This is a genomic window from Kaistia sp. MMO-174, from assembly GCF_037147815.1.
In the GTDB taxonomy this organism is placed as follows: domain Bacteria; phylum Pseudomonadota; class Alphaproteobacteria; order Rhizobiales; family Kaistiaceae; genus Kaistia; species Kaistia nematophila.
The window spans coordinates 20,284-40,062 of sequence record NZ_JBBCUO010000001.1 but is presented as its reverse complement, the minus strand read 5'-3'; the positions used below and the strand labels follow the sequence as shown (position 1 = coordinate 40,062).

At 69.1% G+C, this 19,779-nt stretch carries 15 protein-coding genes; 10 read left to right on the top strand and 5 right to left on the bottom strand.

Annotation, left to right across the window (positions count from 1 at the left end; genetic code table 11):
- Positions 1 to 34: 34 nt before the first annotated feature.
- A complete protein-coding gene (locus WFK98_RS00170) occupies positions 35 to 1,090 on the bottom strand; it encodes a helix-turn-helix domain-containing protein (protein ID WP_336798884.1) in 1,056 nt (351 codons plus the stop codon).
- A gap of 186 nt (positions 1,091 to 1,276) precedes the next feature.
- Here WFK98_RS00170 and WFK98_RS00165 point away from each other — a divergent pair, with 186 nt between their 5' ends.
- The 4 genes from WFK98_RS00165 (at position 1,277) to WFK98_RS00150 (ending at position 5,599) form a co-directional block, all read left to right on the top strand.
- The gene (locus WFK98_RS00165) at positions 1,277 to 2,335 is read left to right on the top strand and encodes a patatin-like phospholipase family protein (RefSeq protein WP_336798883.1); all 1,059 of its coding nucleotides are present in this window, start codon (positions 1,277 to 1,279) and stop codon (positions 2,333 to 2,335) included.
- Positions 2,336 to 2,338: 3 nt separating this feature from the next.
- The gene (locus WFK98_RS00160; RefSeq protein ID WP_336798882.1) at positions 2,339 to 3,787 is read left to right on the top strand and encodes a GntP family permease; all 1,449 of its coding nucleotides are present in this window, start codon (positions 2,339 to 2,341) and stop codon (positions 3,785 to 3,787) included.
- A 59-nt stretch (positions 3,788 to 3,846) separates the two neighbouring features.
- Entirely contained in the window at positions 3,847 to 5,052 is a 1,206-nt protein-coding gene (gltS, locus tag WFK98_RS00155; protein WP_336798881.1) for a sodium/glutamate symporter, read from the top strand.
- A 184-nt stretch (positions 5,053 to 5,236) separates the two neighbouring features.
- Positions 5,237 to 5,599 (top strand): hypothetical protein, encoded by a 363-nt coding sequence (locus WFK98_RS00150; RefSeq protein WP_266337324.1) that lies wholly within the window; start codon positions 5,237 to 5,239, stop codon positions 5,597 to 5,599.
- 153 nt (positions 5,600 to 5,752) lie between these two features.
- Here WFK98_RS00150 and WFK98_RS00145 read toward each other — a convergent pair whose 3' ends face one another.
- Complete coding sequence (locus WFK98_RS00145; protein WP_336798880.1) at positions 5,753 to 7,231, bottom strand: alpha/beta hydrolase; 1,479 nt, start codon at positions 7,229 to 7,231, stop codon at positions 5,753 to 5,755.
- A gap of 447 nt (positions 7,232 to 7,678) precedes the next feature.
- Between WFK98_RS00145 and WFK98_RS00140 the strand changes: the two genes are divergently transcribed.
- The 3 genes from WFK98_RS00140 (at position 7,679) to pip (ending at position 11,785) form a co-directional block, all read left to right on the top strand.
- Positions 7,679 to 8,902, top strand: a complete 1,224-nt coding sequence (locus WFK98_RS00140) for an amidohydrolase family protein (protein ID WP_336798879.1) — start codon at positions 7,679 to 7,681, stop codon at positions 8,900 to 8,902.
- Between the two features lie 98 nt (positions 8,903 to 9,000).
- Positions 9,001 to 10,809: a hypothetical protein gene (locus WFK98_RS00135; RefSeq protein WP_336798878.1), complete on the top strand. Its 1,809-nt coding sequence runs from the start codon at positions 9,001 to 9,003 to the stop codon at positions 10,807 to 10,809.
- 1 nt (position 10,810) lies between these two features.
- Positions 10,811 to 11,785 carry a prolyl aminopeptidase gene (gene pip, locus WFK98_RS00130; RefSeq protein WP_266337320.1) on the top strand — a complete coding sequence of 325 codons (975 nt, stop codon included), beginning with the start codon at positions 10,811 to 10,813 and terminating at the stop codon, positions 11,783 to 11,785.
- Between the two features lie 27 nt (positions 11,786 to 11,812).
- Here pip and WFK98_RS00125 read toward each other — a convergent pair whose 3' ends face one another.
- Positions 11,813 to 12,367 carry a hypothetical protein gene (locus WFK98_RS00125; RefSeq protein WP_336798877.1) on the bottom strand — a complete coding sequence of 185 codons (555 nt, stop codon included), beginning with the start codon at positions 12,365 to 12,367 and terminating at the stop codon, positions 11,813 to 11,815.
- Between the two features lie 213 nt (positions 12,368 to 12,580).
- Positions 12,581 to 13,039, bottom strand: a complete 459-nt coding sequence (locus tag WFK98_RS00120; RefSeq protein ID WP_266330781.1) for a MerR family transcriptional regulator — start codon at positions 13,037 to 13,039, stop codon at positions 12,581 to 12,583.
- Positions 13,040 to 13,430: 391 nt separating this feature from the next.
- On the opposite strand from WFK98_RS00120, the gene WFK98_RS00115 reads away from it, so the two are divergent.
- The 3 genes from WFK98_RS00115 to WFK98_RS00105 all read left to right on the top strand — a co-directional run bounded on the left by WFK98_RS00115 (position 13,431) and on the right by WFK98_RS00105 (position 18,617).
- Positions 13,431 to 16,658 carry a hypothetical protein gene (locus WFK98_RS00115; protein WP_336798876.1) on the top strand — a complete coding sequence of 1,076 codons (3,228 nt, stop codon included), beginning with the start codon at positions 13,431 to 13,433 and terminating at the stop codon, positions 16,656 to 16,658.
- Positions 16,659 to 16,914: 256 nt separating this feature from the next.
- Positions 16,915 to 17,844: a sulfite exporter TauE/SafE family protein gene (locus WFK98_RS00110; RefSeq protein ID WP_336798875.1), complete on the top strand. Its 930-nt coding sequence runs from the start codon at positions 16,915 to 16,917 to the stop codon at positions 17,842 to 17,844.
- Positions 17,841 to 18,617: a TIGR02186 family protein gene (locus WFK98_RS00105; protein ID WP_336798874.1), complete on the top strand. Its 777-nt coding sequence runs from the start codon at positions 17,841 to 17,843 to the stop codon at positions 18,615 to 18,617. The genes WFK98_RS00110 and WFK98_RS00105 overlap by 4 nt, the downstream gene beginning before the upstream one ends.
- A 6-nt stretch (positions 18,618 to 18,623) precedes the next feature.
- Here WFK98_RS00105 and WFK98_RS00100 read toward each other — a convergent pair whose 3' ends face one another.
- Positions 18,624 to 19,778, bottom strand: coding sequence for a cytochrome-c peroxidase (locus WFK98_RS00100; RefSeq protein ID WP_336798873.1), 1,155 nt, complete (start codon positions 19,776 to 19,778; stop codon positions 18,624 to 18,626).
- Position 19,779 lies beyond the last annotated feature (1 nt).

Genomic DNA, 19,779 nt, shown 5'->3' with positions numbered 1-19,779 from the left:
ATCAGCACGCCGGGCCCGCCTTCCCGGCCCGGTCTCAAGCGCAGAGCCGCCGAAGCATTTCGCCGAAATCGGCGCCCGCGTCGCCGCCCGCGCGCCGCATGGCGGAGGGTAGCGGCGCACCAACGACAGCGGCGAGGCGCGCTTCGCTCGGGCTGTGGCCGAATTCCTGCTTGAAGGCGCGGCTGAAGCCGGAGGCGTCGCTGAAGCCGAGCGCCTCGGCGATCTGGATGATCGGCGTCTTGTTGGCGACATCGGAGAGGGCGGAATGCGCCGCCACCAGCCGCTGGCGATGCACATAGCGGGCAACGCCTCCGAAAGGCTCGAACATCCGGTAGAGCTTCGAGCGCGACACGCCGAGCGCCTGGGCGAGCCGGTCCGGCCCGAAGGTGACGGAGCCGAGATTCTGACGGATGACGACGCGGGCACGCTCCATGAGCGTCGCGACGATCGCATCATGAGCGACCTCCACGCGCTCCATCGACGGGCGGACGCAGGCGGCTATCATCGCCCGCGTCGCCTCGACGACCTGCGGCAGATCCGCCACGCCGACACCCGGCAGGCGCTTTTCGAGATTGAGGAAATAATCGCCGAGCAGCGCGCCTAGGCCGACATCGGCGATCACGCCCGAGCCGCGGCCGATGCCCATCAGCCCCTCGCCAAACAGTTCGCGCGGCGCATAGAGCGTCAGCACGCTGGTGTCCCTGGCTGCCCCGTCGAACGGCTCGGCCAGGGAGCGGAAGAAGATCTGGCGCGGCTCCGGACGGCTCGACGGCACCGCCGGGCCCGTACCGTCATTCACCAGCACGAAGCACCAGTGATCGAGCGGATTCTTGCGGATGTGCTGCCAGACGCGCAACTGGCCGTCGGCCGGCATGCGGGCCCGCGTCAGGGCGAAACCACCGACGTCCCACACCCTCTGCTCGGCCGGGAACCCGCCCTCGCGTCCGTCGGGAACATCGAAGTCGATCACCGGCGACATTAGGTTGCGCCAGGCTTCGAACTGGCTGCGAGCCGGCAATGCGGCGGTGCTGAATACGATCGGCTGGATCAAAGGGGACGGCGCCGACACGGGCTCCACAACATCGGTCATGCGCACTCCTCGTCACCCGATCCGGCGCCAGCGGCGGCACGGGAACTCATCTCTTCTTACTAATGCAGGTTGCACGTGACAAATGATCTGGATCAATATCGCAGTGCAGCAATACCGTTAGGTCACAGTGTGCGGCCGCGCGTTGCGATTCGCACACACCCTGCCCCCTTCGTCGTGAGCCCAGAGATGCCCTCTACCGCGCCGACCCGTGCCAAGCCCGCCGCCTCCCGCATCACCCCCGTTCCGATCGACCTCGCGCTCCAGGGCGGCGGATCGCACGGCGCGTTCACCTGGGGCGTGCTGGAACGCCTGCTGGAAGAACCCTCCCTGACGATCGAGGCGATCTCCGGCACTTCGGCCGGCGCCATGAACGCCGCAGTGCTGGCGGACGGCTATGCCGCCGGCGGCGCCGAGGGCGCGCGCGCGGCACTCGAATCCTTCTGGCGCGCCGTCGCCGACTCGGCGCGCTTCAGCCCGTTCCAGCGCAGCCCTCTCGACATTCTGCTCGGCCGCTGGACCCTCGACCATTCGCCCGCCTATGTCGCCGTCGACCTGATGTCGCGCGTTTTCTCGCCCTATGACCTCAATCCGACCGGCAAGAACCCGCTGCAGGACCTGCTGCTCGAACGGATCGACTTCGAACGGCTGGCGAAGTCGCCGGTGAAGCTGTTCATCACGGCGACCAACGTCCATACCGGCCGCGGCCGCATCTTCCGCAATGCCGAAATCACCGCCGACGTGCTGCTCGCCTCGGCCTGCCTGCCGACCATGTTCCAGGCGGTCGAGATCGACGGCGTGCCCTACTGGGACGGCGGCTTCGCCGGGAATCCGACCATCACGCCGCTGGTGCGCGAGAGCGACGCCTGCGACACGATCCTGGTGCAGATCAATCCGCGCGAACGGCCCGCAACGCCCAGGACGGCGTCGGAAATCATGAACCGCCTCAACGAGATATCCTTCAACGCGCCGCTGATGAAGGAGCTTCGGATGATCGCGCTGCTGCGCCAGGTCGCCGACCCCGGCAGCGGCGAAGGCGCACGCTGGGCGGGAATGCGGACGCACCGGATCATGACCGACATGATGGTGGATCTCAGCGCCTCGTCGAAGCTGAACGCCGAATGGGCGTTCCTGTCGATGCTGCGCGAGGAAGGGAACCGCGCCGCGAGCGCGTTCCTCGACGAACATGGTGGAGACATCGGCCAACGCTCCTCGGCCGATATCGACGTCCTGCTGGCGGAGTGCTGAAAGATGGGCTTGCTCGGCATCCTTCTCGGCCTCGGCCTGCTGATCTGGCTGGCCTTTCGCGGCTGGAGCATCCTGCTGCTGGCGCCAATCGCGGCGCTGATCGCCGCGCTCTTCTCCGGCGAGCCGCTGCTCGCCCACTGGACGCAGACCTTCATGGCGAGCGCGTCGCAGTTCGTGATGCAGTTCTTCCCGATCTTCCTGCTCGGCGCGCTGTTCGGCAAGCTGATGGAGGATAGCGGCTCGGTCACGTCCATCGCCAATGCCATGGTGGCGAAACTGGGCGAACGGCGGGCGATCCTCGCCGTCGTGCTCGCCGGCGCGCTTGTCACCTATGGCGGCGTCAGCCTGTTCGTCGCCTTCTTCGTGCTGGCGCCGATGGCGATCGCCCTCTTTCGCGCCGCCGCCATCCCGCGCCGGCTGATGCCGGCGGCGATCGCGCTCGGCACCTCGACCTTCACCATGTCGGCGCTTCCCGGCACGCCGGCGATCCAGAACGCCATCCCGATGCCGTTCTTCGGCACGACCCCGTTCGCCGCGCCCGGCCTCGGCATCATCGCCTCCGCGATCATGCTCGCTTTCGGCCTCTGGTGGCTCGGGCGGGCAGAGGCCAAGGCGCGCCACGCCGGAGAGGGCTTCGGCGACGAGGACGCAAACCCGATCACGGTCGACGACGGCCTGATCCGCGAACGGGCGACAACGGCGCGCGAATTCGACCCGGCCGAAATCAGCAAGGGCAAGCCGAGCCCGAAAAGCCCGGCCGTCTGGGCAGCCGCCCTCCCCCTCGTGGTGGTGATCCTCGTCAACCTGCTGATGAGCTTCGTCGTGCTGCCGCGCCTCGACACGGCCTATCTGGCCGAGCCTGTCTGGGGCTCGACCTCGATCGCCGCCGTCGGCGGCGTCTGGTCGGTGATCGTGGCGCTCTCGGCTGCGATCCTGACCCTGCTCGCGGTCAGCGGGCATCGCCTGCCAACGCTGCGCGCCACCATCGATGCCGGCGCCAATGCCTCGGTGCTGCCCGCCTTCAGCGTCGCCAGCCTGGTCGGCTTCGGCGCCGTGGTCGCGGCGGTGCCGGCCTTCGCCCTGGTGCGCGACTGGGTTCTGTCGATCGATGGCGGTCCGTTGGTGTCGCTCGCCTTCGCCACCAACATCCTTTCCGCGCTGACCGGCTCTGCCTCGGGCGGCCTGACGATCGCGCTCGACGCGCTCGGCGAAACCTACATGAAGCTCGCCGCCGAGCAGGGCATCGACCCCGCCCTGCTCCACCGCGTCGCCGTCATCGGCGCCGGCACGCTCGACAGTCTTCCCCACAACGGCGCCGTCGTGACCCTGCTCGCCGTCTGCGGCTCGACGCATGGCAAGAGCTACTTCGATATCGTCATGGTTGGTATTGTCGGTGCATTAATCGCCCTGGCGGCAGTGATTCTGCTCGGCTCCGCTTTCGGATCGTTCTGAATACCGCCAAAGATCGACCGAGCGCTCAGAGGGCTCGAGCAGAACAGGTGTTTGCCTAAGTGACGACCGTTACCGTTCCCGGATTCCTGAGCCTGACAATCGCCATCGTCGTCTTCTTCGTCGGCACCGGTCTCAATCGCTGGATCTCGCCGCTGCGGCGCTGGAACATCCCGGAGGCGGTGACTGGCGGCATGCTGGCGGCGCTCGCCACGCTGATCGCCTACACGGTGTTCGACACGTCGATCACCTTCGAACTCGCCGCGCGCGACATGCTGCTGCTCTATTTCTTCACCGGCATCGGCCTGAATGCCCGGCTCGACGATCTGCTCGCCGGCGGCAAGCCGCTGGTAATCCTGCTGGTGCTGACGATGGTCTTCCTCGTCATCCAGAACCTGATCGCGGCCGGCAGCGTCGCCCTGCTCGGCCTGCCGGACGGGATCACCGTGCTGCTCGGCTCCGCCTCGCTGATCGGCGGCCATGGCACGACCATCGCCTGGGCGCCGATGATCGCCAAGCAGTTCGGCCTGCAGAACGCGCTCGAGGTCGGCATCGCCGCGGCGACGCTCGGCCTCGTTGTCGCCAGCCTCGTCGGCGGCCCTGTGGCGAAGCTGCTGATCGCCCGCTACAATCTGAGCGGCCCTAGCGGCAGCAAGCCGATGGTCGGCCTGCCGAAGACCACGGAGCCGGCCGTCACCGACGACATCAGCCATATCAGCCTGCTGCGCACCATCCTCGTGCTCAACGTGGCGGTGCTGATCGGCTTCACCGTCGACGAGATCTTCACCGAACTCGGCATCAAGCTGCCGCTTTTCGTAGCCTGTCTGCTGGTGGCGATCGTACTGACCAATACCGTCCCGCGCATCCTGCCGCTGAAGGTCTGGCCGACGCGGACGCGCTCGCTGGCGCTGATCTCCGACCTGTCGCTGAACATCTTTCTCGCCATGTCGCTGATGAGCATGCAGCTCTGGACGCTGGAGGATCTCGGCCCGTCGCTGGTGCTGGTGCTCGGCGTCCAGACCATCGCCGCCGTGCTCTACATGCTCTTCGTCGTGTTCCCGGCCATGGGACGCAATTACGAAGCCGCGGTGATTTCGGCCGGCTTCAGCGGCATCAGCCTCGGCGCGACGCCGACGGCGATCGCCAACATGACGGCCGTCACCAAGGTGCATGGCGCGGCGCCGATGGCCTTCATCATCCTGCCGTTGGTCTCGGCTTTCTTCATCGACATCGCCAACGCCTTCGTCATCGGCTTCTTCCTGCGCTGAACCGAAGTTCGGGACGTGATGCATCGGTCCGGGACGGAGAGCCGGTCCCCTCTCAGACCCGCCATGCTAGGCTGGCGCGTCGACGCGGCGGATTGCGCCCGTCGCGCGCATGCGTGGCCGGTCCTGTCCCGCGGAATGCCGGCATGAAGACAGGAAGCCGCCCCTCCAGGAGGAAGACCTTGAAATGCTGACCCGACGCTCCCTTCTAGGCGGCCTGCTGGCCGCCGGCGTCCTCGCCCCGCTCGCCGCCGTCGTCGCCCCGGCCGACGCCGAGGCACAGGGCCGCCCGAACAACAACAGCCGGCCTCCCAACAACCATGGCCGGCCGAACCGGCCGCCGCCGCGCGCCCGCCAGGAGCGCCGGCCGCCGCCGCGCCGCGGCTATATCTGGGTCCCGGGCTACTGGACCTGGAGCCATCGCCACCGGAACTATGTCTGGGTCCCCGGCCGCTGGGAGCGCAACCGTCCCGGCTGGCACTTCCGCCAGCCGACCTGGGTGCTGCGCGGCAATGGCTGGGAATTCCGCGCCGGCGGCTGGTATCGCTGACCGCATGAAAGGCCGGGCAGTCCGCGCCTGAGCGGATTGGCCCGATCACGCCACTGCGCCGCCACCTTCGGCGGCGCAGACGCCTTTCTGCAGCTTGGTTCTTGCGCCTCGCGAGACTGGGCTCCGGAGCCGCGGGCCCCGGGTCCGACGCCGCTAGGGCGATGGCGCCTGGGCCGTCGGCGCAGAGGGAAGCAGGCTTTCGATCCGCTCTCCCACGTAAGGGAAGAAGGGGTTCGACGACATCCGCATCAGCGTGTCGAGCCCGACGATCAGCGTGCCACGCTCGCCGCGCGAGGCGATGTCGCCGAGATGAATACCAAAGTCGTCGGCGGGATCGGGATGGGTGCCGTAGAGACCGTCGTTGACGGGGAACGGCAGCGCCACATGCGACAGCGAATAGATGTCGGGCGGATAAACGAGGCCGATCGGTTCCGCCTTTGGCTGCGTCTGGCCCGCCTCCACGATGCGCGCCTCGACCGCGTCGCTGCCCGGTGCTTGGTTCGTGATCACGGTCGTCCGATAGCGCCGCGGCCCGGGCGGCAGGATGCGCTCGACCGCCGTTTCGGCGGCGCTGCTCAAGAGCGGCCCGAGATCGGCGTTGCGGTTGATGTCGAACAGCACCAGCTCGCTGCCGTTGTCGGGCAGGTTTCCGTAGAGCGCCGAAACGATGGCGGGGGCGCTGACGGTGAAATCGACGATCGACTGGAAGGTCAGCACCGGCGCCAGCGTACCGAGCCTGCCATCGCGGGCGAGCCGGGTGATCCGGTCCTGCAGGGCGGCGGTCAGCTCGTAGGACTGGCGGGCGGCGTTGACCGGAAACGAGTTGTACTTGAACGGATTGAATTCCGGCACGATGCCGAGCCAGGCCGTCTTGGCGAAGGCCGGGAAGATCGCCGGCAGACCGGCGAGGCCGGCGAAGCGGGCAAAACGCGTCACGCCGACCATCGGCGAGAACAGCACCAGCCGGTCCGGGCGGGCCAGCGTGCTGTCCTCGACCGCGTCGAGCGCATACATCAGCGCCAGCGCGCCGCCATTCGAATAGCCGACGACATGCAGCGGCGCCGTGCCGCCCGCCAGTCGCCGCGCCTCGCGCACCGCCAGCCTCGTCGCCGCCAGCCATTGCTCCCAATGGACGTTGGTCAGCCCGGCCGGAATCGTGCCGTGGCCCGGCACGCGCAGGCCGACCGCGACGAAGCCGTGATCCCGGTAGAGTTTCGCGATGTGGCGAAGGCTGTAGGGGGAATCGGTCAAGCCGTGCAGCAGCACCACCGCGCCGACCGGCGGACCATCCGGCATCAGGACGAAGGAGCGGTTCCAGTCGGTCTGGAAATTCGGCGTGTAGAGCGGGCTGCCGGCGAAATAGCGATTGGAGGGCTGCTGCTGCGCCGGCTTCAGCTTGTCGGTCACATTGACGCGAACGTCGTCGAAAACAACCGTCTCCGCCTTGAGATAATCCTCCCAGCTGGCGCTATCGAGCTGCTTGACCGACGGCTCGTGCGTGGCGTGCTTGTGCCAGAGCTGCAGCGGCGGGCCGCGCAGCACGTCGACCACCCGGGCGGTGAGCAGCGTCAGCGCGATCACGGCGACGATGATCGTGGCGCGCTTCAGGTAGCGCAGGAGCCGGCGGGTCATGAAGCGGGATGTCTCCGAGGAAGGCAGCCATCAGATCCCGCCCCCCATGGCGGCGCGGCCATGGGGACGGTTTCCCCTTCAATGGGCGACAATCGAGGCGGACGCAACCACGGATCACAGCGCCAGTGAGACCGCAGCGCGACGTCAGTAGTCGACCGCGTCGCGGATATAGAGCGCCACCAGCGCCAGGAACATCAGGGCCGGGTCGCTCGCGAAGATCTGCATGTCCTGCCCCTCGCGCCGGACGAATCGGCGCTACCTGCCCAACATCGCATCAACTATTCCGCTGCAATGCCCGACATGCAGCGTCACGCCGAGGCAGCGCTCCGCCACGATCGGCGAACCGCAGGCGGCGGGCGCCATGGCGCGAGACTTGCTTGCTGGATGGCAGGCTGCGTCGTGAAATCCGTCATGTCCGGCTGCCCACCTCCAAGCCGGAAGCGTCCTGTGTTCGACCTCGTCCTCCGCGATGCCACCCTCCCCGATCGAGGCTCCGGCCCGCTCGATATCGGCGTGATCGACGGCCTGATTGCCGCGATCGGACGGGATCTCGGCTCCGCCCGACTGGACGAGACGGCAGGCGGCCGGCTGGTGCTGCCCGGTTTCGTCGACAGCCATTTGCATCTCGACAAGTCCTGCATCCTCGACCGCTGCACCGCCGAGGGAGCGCTTGCCGACGCCATCGCCGAGGTGGCGCGGCTGAAGCGCGACTTCAGCGAGGAGGACGTCTATGCCCGGGCCGAGGCGACGCTGGTGAAGGCGATCCTGCAGGGCACGATGCGCATCCGCAGCCATGTCGAGATCGATCCCCGCATCGGGCTGCGCTCCTTCGCGGCGCTGAAGCGCCTGCAGCGCGACTTTGCCTGGGCGGTCGATCTGGAGCTCTGCGTCTTCCCGCAGGAAGGCCTGCTGAACGACCCCGGCACGGAGGAACTGCTGGTCGAAGCCTGCGAGATGGGCGCCGACCTGATCGGCGGCTGCCCCTATACCGACAGCGACCCGCAGGCCCATGTCGACCGCATCTTCGCCATCGCCCGGCGCTTCGATCTCGATATCGACTTCCACCTCGATTTCGACCTCGATCCGAGCTGGATGCATCTCGACGCGGTGATTGCCGCGACCGAAAGGAACGGCTGGGCCGGCCGCGTCGCCGTCGGCCATGTCACCAAGCTCTCCGCCATTCCGCCCGAGGCGCTGACGACGATCGGCAACCGGCTGGCGGCGGCCGGCATTGCGGTCACCGTGCTGCCGGCGACCGACCTGTTCCTGATGGGGCGCAGGCACGATCACAACGTCCCGCGCGGCGTCGCGCCGGCGCACCGGCTTGCAGAACTCGGCGTTACCTGCTCGCTCGCCACCAACAATGTGCTGAACCCGTTCACGCCGTTCGGGGACGGATCGCTGAACCGCATCGCCAATCTCTATGCGAATGTCGCGCAGCTGGGCCGCAAGGCCGAGATGATCTGCTGTCTCGACATGGTGACGGCCGGCGCGGCACGGCTGATGCGCTGCGCCGACTATGGCATCGACATCGGCAAGGCGGCCGATCTGGTGGTCATGGACGCGACCGATCCGGCGCTTTCGGTCGCCGAGATCGCGCAGCCGCTGATGGGCTTCAAGCGCGGCATCAAGACATTCGAGCGCGCCGCGCCCCGCCTGCTCCGGCCCTGACGGACGGAGGCCGCGGCCGCCCGCGAGGGCCGGCCGCGCATTGACAAGCAGGCCGGGCTCCTGTCCGATCCGCCGACGGACAGGACGGAGTGGCTCGCGTGGCCGGAGAAATACGCCTCGGAACGATGGCGACGATCGCGATGCTGGTCGTGCTGGCGAGCCTCGGGCTGGTCGATGCGCTCGACCGGTTCGGCGCCTGGCCGGTGCTGCCCGCACTGTTCCCCATCGTGCCGCTGGCGATCGCCGCCGTGGTGGCCGTCCTCATGCGCTCGCTCGATTTCGACGACATTCTCCGCGGCGGCAACATCCAGTCTTCAGGCGTCGGCTGGGCGCTGGGCGGGACCGCTTTGTCGACCGTGGTGCTGGTCGCGAGCCCGGTCGGCACGGCACTCGGCGGCGGACGCGGCATCCTGCTGATCGCCGCCTTCGTGGTCGGCCTGGCGCTTGCGAGCCTGCTGGTCGCGCCGGCGCTGCGCAGCACGCGCGCCACGACGCTGGCCGAGGCCTGCGGCGCGCGGTTCGGCGCGACGACGCGGGCGCTCGCCGCTTTCGCCGTCATGCTGACGCTGCTGCCGCTGCTTGCCGCCGAGACGACGCTGGTAGGCACCATCGCGTCGCGCATGCTGGGACTGTCGCCCCGGCTGGCCGAAGACGTCATCCTCGCTCTGGTGGCGCTTGGCTGCATCGCCGGCGGGCTGCGCGCGGCGATCGCGCTCGCCGCCGTGCTCGGCCCGATCGTGGCGCTTTCCTACCTCGTTCCCGTCGCCGCCGTCTCGCTGGGCGAAACCTGGCTGCCCATGCCGTGGATCGGCCTGGTCGAGCCCGGGACGCTGACGGCGGCGTCGCGCATCCCGAACTTCGTCATCGTCGCCTTCGCGATCTCGCTGGCGGTCGGCGTCGCGGTGATGCCGTCGCTGCTGTTTCCCGCCTGGACCGCGGCAAAGGGGCTGCCGACGCGGCGGCACCTGCTGCTCGGCGTCGGCTTCGCGGCGGCCATCCTGCTCGCCGCGCCGAGCTACGCGGTCTATGGCCGGCTCGCCGGCATCGATGCCGCCGGCGATCCGCTGGGGCTCGTCGTCAATTTCCCGAACCGGGTCGGCCTTTCCGCCATGCCGGCCGTGCTGCTGATCGGCGGTCTGCTCTCGGCCGCGCTGATCACCATCGCCATGGCGCTGGCGACGACGGCGACGACGATCGGGCAGGATCTCTATGGCGGCCTCCTCGAAAGGCGGGCGCCGGCAGGGCGCCGCATCTTCATCACCCGCCTCGGCATGATCCTGGTCATCGGCGCGATCCTCGGCATCAATCGCCTGTCGCTCGGCAGCGTCGCCATGCTGGCCGGCGTGTCGCTGTCGATCGCCGCCGCCAGCCTCGGCCCCCTCCTGCTGGTGGGCTGGCGCCTCGCCGCGACGACGCGGACCGCCGCGGTCGCGGCCATCGCGGTCGGCCTGTGGCTGACCGTCGCCGACGTGCTGCTCGCCCGTTTCGCGCCGGCGTTTTCGAGCGCCTATCTCGGCATGGGCACGGTGACGCCGACCGTGCTCGGGCCGACGGGGTGGTTCGGCCTGCCGGTCGGGCTTTCCGGCCTGATCGGGCTCGTCTGCGGGCTGGCGACGCTCCTCGCCGTGTCGCTGCTGCCGGGCATCCACTGGCCGCTGGTGTGGCTGCGGCTGCGCTATCTGGCGCGCCGGCTGAAGCGGAAATTCGCGGACTGGCGGCAGCGCATCGCGACCCCACCGCCCGTCGCGACGGCCGAAGCCGCCGCCGAGCCGGTGATAGCCGAGGCCGAAAGCGCGCCGGAAGCGCCACCGCCGGCCGCCGACATTCCGATGTTCGGGCCGTTCCCGGAGCTGGAGAACCCGGCGCCGGGCGACACCCGAACGATCCGCCACCTCCCCGGAGTTTGACATGCCGCCCGATTCCTCCGCCCAGGTGCGCCTGCAGCTCTTTCCGCCCGTCGAGCCCTATGCCGTCTATCGGCTCAAGGTTTCGGAGCTGCACGAGATCCATGTCGAGGAATGCGGCAATCCGAACGGCAAGCCGGTGCTGATGGTGCATGGCGGCCCCGGCGCGGGCTGCGGCCCCAACATGCGCCGCTACCACGATCCCGCCGCCTACCGGATCATCCTGTTCGACCAGCGCGGCTGCGGTCGCTCGACGCCGCATGCCGAGTTGCGCGAGAACACGACCTGGGACCTGGTCGCCGACATGGAGCGTATCCGCACCCATCTCGGCATCGAGAAATGGCAGCTGCTTGGCGGCTCCTGGGGCTCCTGCCTCGCCCTCGCCTATGCCGAGACACATCCCGAGCGCGTCAGCGAACTGGTGCTGCGCGGCATCTTCACGCTGCGCCAACGCGAACTCGCCTGGTTCTATCAGGAAGGCGCTTCCTGGCTGCTGCCGGAGGCTTTCGAGACCTACCAGGCGCCGATCCCCGAGGACGAGCGCCACGACATGATCGCGGCCTATCATCGCCGCCTGACCACCGGCGACGAGGCCTCGCAGACCCGCTTCGCGCGGACCTGGGCGATGTGGGAGGGGAATGCGCTGTCGCTGCTGCCGGACCCGCTGCGCGTCTCTGCCTTCGGCTCGCCCTACTACGCGCTCGCCTTCGCCCGGATCGAGGCCCATTATTTCGTCAACAAGGGCTTCTTCGACCGCGACGACCAGCTTCTCGCCGACGCCCATCGCATCGCCGACATTCCCGGCGTCATCGTGCATGGCCGCTACGACCTCTGCACGCCGGCGGCCATCGCGTGGGACCTGTCGAAGGCGTGGCCGGGCGCCGACCTGCACATCGTGCCGGATGCCGGCCACGCCATGTCGGAGCCGGGCAACGTCCACGAACTGATCGCGGCGACGGAACGCTTCAAGTCCCGCTAGCGCCACGGCCATGCGTGGATGGCGGCGTCAGGTCCTGTCGCCGTCCGTCTCGCGCTTCATCTCGCGCACCATGCCGAAGAAGCGGCTCATCAGCTCCTCGCTGAAATTCAGCGCGCGGTCGAGCTCCGGGTCGCCGGAGGACTGCGCGGTTCCCTTCGCCTTCAGCCCGCCCTCGACCGCATCGAGGCGACCGCGCAACGTCGCCACCTCTCGCTCGAGCGCATCGACCTTGCCGGCCAGCGCCACGGCCGGATCGGGCGTGGAAAGCACGTTTTCGGGAATTGCGGCACAGGTCCAGACCGAGCCGGCGGCCGCGTCGCCGCGCCGGCAATGCGAAACAGTCCCGGTCTGCGTATCGAGCCGGACGAAACCGCCCTCGGCCGGCACCATGGTGTAGCGTCCGACGCCGGCTTCATCGGCGGCGGACGAAGCGGCCGGTGTCTGCGCGTTGGGAGCGGCCTCGGCTGTCTGCGCCGAGGCGGAGGCAGCCGACATCGACGCCAGCAAGCCCAGGATCAGGGCGACACACCAGACCGGGCGCGGGCCTTCGCCGGCGCGCCCCGGGGTAGAGATGATCCGCATCGGCTTCCTCCCTAGTTTTGTCCCGTGAGCCCCAAGAGGCAAGCATAGCACGGGAGGAAGGGGGCGCGAACCCGGAGGGTCGTCCGACCAGCGGCGCCGCGCCGCCCGCCTTCCAGAAAACAAGGCCGGCGCCCGCGGGGGAGGAGATTTCCGGGCACCGACCTCGATGGCGCGCCGCCGGAGCGGCGCAGCCAGCCAACCTCGTTCGGCGCCTCAGGCGGCGCCGGCTTCCTTCTGGCGGAGCAGGCCGGCGACGACGTCGACCGTGCGGCGCAGCTCGTCGAGCGCCTGCTCGATATCGACCTTCTGGCGTTCCAGCACGTCGATCTGCTCGTTGAACTTGCGGAGCGCCAGCCGCATCTGCAGCACCTGGCCGTCCTTCAGATCGTAGAGATCGAGCATCTCCTTGATCTCGGTCAGCGAGAAGCCGACCTTCTTGCCCATCAGGACCAGCTTGAGACGCGAACGGTCGCGGCGCGAATAGATGCGGTTGAGGCCTTCCCGGCGGGGGTTCAGAAGGGCCTTGTCCTCGTAGAAGCGCAACGTGCGCAGCGTGACGTCGAATTCACGCGACAGATCGCCAATGGTGAAAGTGGTCTGCTTGTTGCCATCAGAGGCGCCGGCACCATCGATATCGTCGCGGGAAATCCCCGCCAGTTGGGCCATGCTCATCTTGTCATCCTTGTTCTTGTTCGGCGCGAAAGCGGCGGACCGGCGTCGGCCCGCCGAAATGCGTTCCTCAGTCATGATGGTGTCGCTGCGTCAGGTAAAGCGCTTTATCGTCACCTAACGGAAATCTCTTTCCTCATAACTGTTAAGTGGGGCTTCAAAAATCGGATTCCAAGCGGCGAAACCGCGCAATCCGGAGGGGATTGGTTAAGTCTCGTTACCGAAGCGTTGCGGATTGTCCTGCGGGTTAACCCGTTGTTTACCATGATGCATCGAAGCTCTAGGAACACGCCGGAGTGGAATCACGCGGCGCGGCAGCCGGTTTGCAACGGCGCCGCGACGCGGCTGGAACGGGGACGATGCCGATGGTCGGGGCATCCAGGGGTCGGAAGTCATGAAGACGGGCAGCAGCAGGTCGGGCTATGGGGCGAGCCGGCCGGGCGCCGACGCACCGTCGCGTCCCGCGGTCGAATTTCCGCGCCGCGCCGAGCCGGATGGCGCCGAACGCCTCGCCGCGCTTTCGGCCCTGGTCGACAGCCTCTCGCAGCAGATCGAAGTGATGGAAGGCGCCGCGATCCGCGCGCCGGTCCGGCGCGAGCCGCCGCAGCCCGCGTCGCCCGCCCCGGCGTCCGCTCCAGCCGCGACCCATGGCGATCCGGATCCGCGCCACTCGCTCGAAGGCCGCTTCGACGCGCTCGGCCGCCAACTGGACGACCGCCAGTCCGAGCGCTTGAGCGGTATCGAGACGCGGCTCGCCGCCATCGCCTCGCAGCTCGCCGCGGTCAAGGCGGCCCCCGCCGCCGCGCAGCCAGCGCCCGCCGTCGAGCCGCCGCAGGCCGTCCGCGCCCCGGCGGAAGAGCCCGCCCGCCCGCAGCAGAAGCTCACCAGCCTGCAGGCCGCGATCGCCGAGATTTCCAGCCGGCAGAAGGCGATCGACCATGAGGCGAGCGCCCCGGCCAATCATTTCGACGCCATCGCGATCGAGGACGCCATCGCAGCGCTTCGCGACGACATCGCCCTGCTCGGCCGGCGCGTCAGCGCCGAGGCTCGCCGCAACGACGAGGCAAGCCAGACGCTGAAGACCGAACTGGCCGCGCGCATGGAAGCGCTGACGAGCCGCAAGGCCGCCGACCCGGCCCCCGCGCCCGACGCGATCGCCCTTTTGCGCCAGGACCTGGCCGAGATCCGCCAGTCGCTCGACCTGGCTGCCCGCGAGACGACGCTCGCCAGCATCGAATCCGGCTATGGCCACATCATCGAGCGGCTGGACGACATCGTCCGCCGCGAGCCGGAAACCGACCGCTTCGAGCGCCTGGCGCACGAGATCGCCCAGCTCGCTGCGTCGATCGAGACCAGCGCGCCGTCGCGCGAGGTCGAAACCGAACTGGAAGACATCCGCAACGCCGTCGCCTCGCTGTCGATCTCCCGCTCCGACGCGGTCAGCGCCGCCGTCGAGCGGCAGATCTCCAGCCTGCACGCCGCGATCGACACGCTGGCCGCCCGACCGGCGCCGCCGGTCGACCTTTCCGGCATCGAACGCGAGATCGACTCGCTCCGCCGCGACCTCGACGGCCTGTCGCGCGGCGCCGACCCGCTGGCGCTGATCCGGCTGGAAAAGCAGATCGCCGGCATCCGCTCGACCATCGACGAGATCGACCCGCGCCCGGCCGGCCTCGACCCCACCGCCCTGTCGCGGCTGGAAGACCGCATTGATGCTCTCGCCGGCCGTTTCGACGCCCTGGCCGAGCTGCCGACCCTGCGGGCGCCCGACGCGCTGGACGGGCTGCGCACCGAGATCACCCAGCTTCGCGAGGACTTTGCCCGGCCGAGCCGGCTCGACGCCATCGAGGAGCAGATGCAGGCCCTCGTCCGTCGGCTCGACGCGAGCGCCCGCCGCGACGATCATCAGGCGCTGGCGCAGCTCGAGGCCCAGGTCGGTGCGCTCGCCGAACAGTTCTCCGCCCTGCCCGGCATCGATGCGATCGGCCGCGTCGAGGACAATCTCGACCGGCTGCAGGACCTGATCGGCCACGGCCGCCAGGACACGATCGAGGCGGCGCGCGACGCCGCCCGCTCTGTCGTCCACGAGCTGGCCAACAGCCTGCCCGCCCGCAACGACGAGGCGCTGATCCGTGGCCTGCGCGAGGACATGCGCCAGCTGCAGGAGGCGGCGGCCCGCTCCGACCGGCAGACGCACGAAACGCTGGAAGCAGTCCACAACACGCTCGCCAAGGTCGTGAACCGCATCGCGCAGCTCGAGTTCGGCGACGCCGCCGAGGCTCCGTCCGTTTCCCGGCGCGAGCTTCACGAGACCGTCTCGTCGCTGCCCTTCGGCCTGCCCGAGGCGGACCGCCCGCTGGCGCCCGGTTCCGGCCAGCCGGTACTGCCGCCCTTCGTCGAGCCAGACGCCGGCCTCGCCCGCACCCAGGCGACGACGGCGCCGCAGCAAGGCCGGCCCGGCGACCGCAAGGCCGATTTCATCGCCGCCGCCCGCCGCGCCGCCCAGGCCGCGCAGACGGAATCGGCCGAGGCCGTCGCCGAAGGAGGCGATGCCCGGCCGAGCACGCTCTCCCGTATCGGCGACGCCCTGCGCTCGCGCCGCCGGCCGATCGTGCTGGCGATCGCAGCCATCGTGCTGGCGATCGGCGCCATGCAGCTGTCGCCCCTGCCTTCGCGCCAGGCCCGGGAGAACGCGGCGCCAACTGATCCGGTCGCGACCGGCTCCGTCCCGGCCAAGCCGGCGCGTGACGTAACCCCGTCGAGCCCGGCGCCCGCCGCCCCGTCGGCGCCCGCCCCGCATGCCATGATCGCCCCGTCCGCCGATGGCGCCGGCGCGCTCGCCTTTACCCCGCCCGACGCAGCCGATGGCCAGATCGCGGCGCTGGCCAGCGATCCGCCGCCGGCATCGGGCTTCACCAGCTCGATTCCGGACGGCGCGATGGCAGGTTCGGCGCTCGAGACCGCCGCCGCCAAGGGCGATGCGGTCGCCGCCTTCGAGGTCGCCCGTCGCCTCGCCGATGGCAGCAACGGCCAGCCGCGCGACGCGCGCCTCGCGGCCGAATGGTACGAGCGCTCGGCCAAGGCCGGCTTCGCGCTGGCGCAATACCGGATCGGCAGCCTCTACGAGCGCGGCGAAGGCGTCCCGCGCGACCTTTCCGCCGCCCAGGCCTGGTATGCCAAGGCCAGCGAGCAGGGCAATGCCCGCGCCGCCCACAACCTCGCCGTCCTGCTAAGCGAGGGCGCCACGGCCGAGCCGGACTATGTCCGCGCCGTGCAGTATTTCACCCAGGCCGCCAACTGGAACGTAGCCGACAGCCAGTACAATCTCGGCGTGCTCTATGCCCGCGGCCTCGGCGTCGGCGTCGATCTCGTGCAGTCCTACAAGTGGTTCGCGCTCGCTGCCCAGCAAGGCGATCGCGACGCCGGCAAGCGCCGCGACGAGGTCGCCAAGGCGATGACGGCCGACGCACTCGCCGCCGCCCGCGCCGCCGTGCAGACCTTCAAGCCGAAGCCGCTCGACACCACCGCCAATTCCGAACCGGCGATCAAGCCGGAATGGAAGCCGGCGAGCCCGCAGACGACGATGCGCGACACCAAGGCGGGCAGCGCGACGCGCGGCTGACGGATGCCCGGACGGCGGCGACAGCCGCAGCCGTCCGCGCGACACCCAGCCGCTGCTGTTCCCTGGCCCCGCGCCCTGGACCGTCCATGGCCGATCTGTCGTTGACAGAGCGGGTGCAAGCGGCTTTATCGGCCGGGTCGGCGGCGCTGAGGATTGGATCGGCGTGGCCGCGCGCGGTCCTGCCGGGGGATTTTCCGGCAAGGCCATCGGTCCGCCTCGGCCTCCGCCTCCACCCTTCGCCAATGGTTCTGTCGTCGTGCAGATCTATCTCCCCATAGCCGAACTGCCGGTGAACATGTTCATCATCTTCGGCATGGGCGGCGCCGTCGGTTTCCTGTCGGGGCTGTTCGGGGTGGGCGGCGGCTTCCTTCTGACACCGTTGCTGATCTTTTCGGGTATTTCGCCGGCCGTCGCCGTCGCCAGCACCACGGCGCAGGTGGTCGCCTCGTCCTCCTCCGCCGCGATCACCTATTATCGCCGCCGGATGATCGACATGAAGCTCGCCGGCGTGCTGGTTGCCTCGGGCGTGCTCGGCTCTACCATCGGCGTCGGAATCTTCAGCCTGCTGCGCCGCTGGGGCCAGCTCGATTTCGTCATCGCGGTCTGCTACGTGACCTTCCTCGGCCTGGTCGGCGGACTGATGCTGACGGAATCGATCCGCGCCATCATCAACGCCCGCCTCGGCCGTCCGGCGCCGCTGCGCCGCCCCGGCCAGCACAACTGGGCGCATGGCCTGCCGTTCAAGATGCGCTTCAAGCGCTCCAAGCTCTATGTCAGCGTCATCCCGGTGATCGCCATCGGCGTCGGCATCGGCATCCTCGGCTCGCTGCTCGGCATCGGTGGCGGCTTCATCCTGGTCCCGGCGCTGATCTACCTTCTGCGCGTGCCGACCAACATCGTCATCGGCACCTCGCTGATCCAGATGACCGGCACCATGGCGGTGGCGACCGTGCTGCAATCGACCACCAACCACACGGTCGATGGCGTGCTGGCGCTGATCCTGATGGTCGGTGGCGTCATCGGCGCGCAATTCGGCGCCCGCGTCGGCGCGCATGTGCGCGGCGACCAGCTACGCGCCATGCTGGCGCTGCTGGTGCTCGGCGTCGGCATCCGCTTCTTCGTCGACCTCGTGCACGCGCCGGCGGACCTGTTCTCGCTGGCGACACTGGCGGGCGACACGCGGTGACACGGCTCGCCGCCCTGCTGACCCTCTGGGCGATCGCGCTGGCGGCGGCGCCGGCCCGCGCCGAACAGCTGATCGTCGCGCTTTCGGCCGAGGAGGTGCGGATCACCTCCAACTTCACCGGCACCAGCATCACCGTCTTCGGCGCCATCGAGCGCGACGCCGCCACCGTGTCGCGCGCCGAGTTCTACGACGTCGTCGTCACGGTCAAGGGGCCGTCGGAGACCGTCGTCACAAGGCGCAAGGCGCGCTATGTCGGGCTCTGGCTGAACAGCGCCTCGCGCACCTTCGTCAACATCCCGTCCTTCTACGCGGTCAATTCATCCCGCCCGCTCTCCGAGGTGACGACGCCGCAGATCCAGAAGCGCTTCCAGATCGGCGCCGAGGCCCTCGTCTTTCCTGTGTCCGCCGATGACGACGCCGAGACCGCCGGGCCGGACGACGAATTCCGCCAGGCCTTCATCCGGCTGAAGCAGCAGGACGGTCTCTATCGCAGCGAAGCCTATGGCGTGAAATTCCCGGGCACGGAGATCTTCCAGACGGCGGTGCAGATTCCGGCCAACGTTCCCGTCGGCCGCTATCTGGTGACGGTCTACCTGTTCCGCGACGGCGCCATGCTCGCCTCCGACCAGTCGGAGATCCGCATTTCGAAGATGGGCTTCGAGCAGTTCACCTTCGACCTCGCGCACAACCAGGGCCTGATCTACGGCCTGATCTGCGTCATCCTCGCCGTCTTCACCGGCTGGCTCGCCGGCGTCATCTTCCGCAAGGACTGAGCCGCCTCACAGGCTTTCGAGGAAGGCGACGAGCGCTTCCCGTTCGGCCGGCGAAAGGCCGAGCGGCTTCAGGATCGGCGATGTGCGGCCCGCGAACGGCATCAACGGGTTCCTGGCCTCGGCCGCGTTGCGCGGCAGAGTGTGTCCGCCTCCGGTCTGGTAGAGCATGATGACATGCCGAAGCGTCGGCACGATGCCATTGTGCATGTAGGGCCGCGTCTCGCCGACATGGCGGAGGCTCGGCGTGCGGAAGCGGCCGACATCGTCGAGCACGCCGGTCACGCCATAGCGGCCGACATCCTCCTTGGGACGCCCGAGCAGCGACAGGCCGAGATTGTGGAACTTCTCGTCCGTCATCAGCGGCCCGTTGTGGCAATTCATGCAGCCGGCCTTGGTGCGGAACAGATGCAGGCCGTAGACCTGCTGATCCGTCAGCGCCCGCTTGTCGCCCTGCACGAAGCGGTCGAACCGGGTCCGCTCCTCGAGCGTCGCCTCGAAGGCCGCGATTGCTTCGAGCACCTGTTCCGGCTCGATCCGATCGGTTCCGAACACGGCGGCGAAGCGGGCCGGATAGGCGGGGCTGGCCGCGAGCCGGCCGACCACGCCGGTCAGGTCGTGGTTGGCCATCTCGACCGGATTGACCAGCGGCTCGGCCGCCTGCGCCTCCAGATCCGGCGACCGGCCGTCCCAGAACAGGCTCCGCCGCAGCGAGGCGTTGAACAGCGGCATGGCGTTTCGCCGGCCCTGCGCGCGATCATGACCGAACGAGGTCTTGAGGCCGTCGCCCCAGCCGAGCTCGCGATTGTGGCAGCTCTGGCAGGCGATCTGGCCCGAGGCCGACAGGACCGGATCCTCGAACAGCGCCTTGCCGAGCGCGACCTTGGCCGGCGACGGATTCTGCTTCGGAAGCTCCAGCGCGGCCAGTTCGCGGAACTCGACGCTCGGGTCGAGCGTCGGCTGCGGCCAGGCCGCCGGGATGACCTCGTAGTAGCGCCGGAGCGCCGCAAGGGCCTCGCCGTCGGGCTCGCCCGGCAGATCCGAAAGCACCATGCCGCGCTTCTCCAAAGCGCGCGGCACGGCGGCGCTGACGAGCGCCATGCCGCCGCCGGCGACGAGGCATCCCGCCAGAACCACCCAGAAGGGACGCCATGCCGTCGCCATG